At 68.0% G+C, this 1,740-nt stretch carries 1 protein-coding gene; it reads left to right on the forward strand.

The window, feature by feature from the left end:
* Positions 1–92 precede the first annotated feature (92 nt).
* Entirely contained in the window at positions 93–1,709 is a 1,617-nt protein-coding gene (locus tag ABGB08_RS54465) for an IS1634 family transposase (protein WP_347608449.1), read from the forward strand.
* Positions 1,710–1,740 lie beyond the last annotated feature (31 nt).

Below are 1,740 nucleotides of genomic sequence, written 5' to 3' on the forward strand. Positions count from 1 at the left end.
GCTAGGCCCGTTTTCCGTAGGTGGGGATGATTGGGGCATCTTCGGCGCGGCTTGTTGATCGTGGCAGTCCGAGCCGGTAGTTCCTGAGCCTCGTGAGACAACCAGCGCAGTTCGGCGGCCCGAGTGTGGAGAAGATGCTCGGCGCGTTGCCCGTGGTGGCCGACTTTTGTTCCCGGTTACGGATCAGGGAGTTCGTCGATGCCGCCTGCCCGGTGCGTGACCTGGCCGAACTCACTCACGGGCAGGTCATCGAGGCGCTTGTGGCCAACCGGCTGACCTCGCCCGCGCCGCTGGTGCACGTGCAGCAGTGGGCGCGGGCCTGGGCGGTGGACGAAACGCTCGGGATTGACCCCGACCTGCTCAACGATGACCGGATCGGCCGAGCGCTGGACGCGGTCGCCCCGCACCTGGACCACCTGGTCGGCTCGGTCGGGCTGGCCGCGATCGAGACCTTCGGCATCGAGGTCAGCCGGATGCACTGGGACATGACCTCCATCTCCCTGCACGGCGACTACGACCAGGCCGAGCAGGGCTTCCCCGCACCGAAGTACGGTCACCCCAAGGATCGGCGGGCCGATCTGAAGCAGATCCAGGCCGGGATCGCGGTGAGCGGTGATGGGGGTATCCCGGTGTTCGCCCGCGCTTTTGATGGAGGAGCAGGCGAGGTCGCCCAGGTCACCGGCACCATGAAGCAGTTGCAGGCGCTTGCCGGCCGGCAGCGGCTGCTGATGATCGGCGATTCCAAGCTGATCTCCTATCCAAACCTCGCGGCGATGACCGCCGAGCAGGTCACCTTCATCGCCCCCGCGTCCAAGACCTACGTCCCGGCCGCCGCGCTGGCCGTCCTGGACCTGGCGCAGGCCACCGCCGTGGACTACATCGCGCAGCGCGATGCCGGTAAACCCGCTGATCAGCGCGGGTCCTGGCAGGTGCTGGAAGACACGATGACCGTGGCCGGACCACGCAAGAAGGATCCGGTGGTGGCGGTGCGCCGGATCTTCGTGCACTCCTCGGCCCGCGCCCATGCCGCGGCCAACGCGCGTGCTCTGAAGCTTGAGCGGGCCCGCGATGAGCTGGCCCGGTTGGAACGCGCCCTGGGCTCGCGCCACTACCCGAGCCAGGCGAAGGTCGCCGACCGGGTCGCGGTCATCGCCAGGCAACGGCGGGTCAGCGCCTACCTGCGCACCGAGATCGGCACCGACCCCGGCACCGGCAAACCCACCCTGGCCTGGGAACTCGACCAAGACGCGATCGACGCCGAAGCCGCCACCGACGGCTGGTACGCCCTGCTCACCAACCTCGATCCCGACCAGGTCGACGCCGCGCAGGTGCTGCTGCTCTACAAGAAGCAAGAAGCCGTCGAGCGCCGGTACGCCGCGTTCAAGGGGCCACTGGCCGTGACCACGCTGTACCTGAAGAACAACCGCCGCATCGCGGCCCTGATCACCGTGATCTGCCTGGCCTTGCTCATCTTCTGCCTTGTCGAACGCCAGGTCAGACAGGCCCTGGCCGCTCGGGGAGAACAAAAGGTGAACGGCTTGTACGCGGGGCGGCCCGCCGTACCCACGGGCCGTCTCATCTTCGACGCCCTCGCGGGCATACGGATCATCCCGGGCCACCTCGCCACGCCACCGGTGATCCCGCAGCCCACCCCCACCCAGCTCGATCTCCTCTATCTCCTCGGGGTGGATCCACGGCAGCTCCGGTGACGATCACAGACCTGCGGAAAACGGGGCTAGG

Source organism: Acrocarpospora sp. B8E8 (genome assembly GCF_039871605.1).
Taxonomy (GTDB): domain Bacteria; phylum Actinomycetota; class Actinomycetes; order Streptosporangiales; family Streptosporangiaceae; genus Acrocarpospora; species Acrocarpospora macrocephala.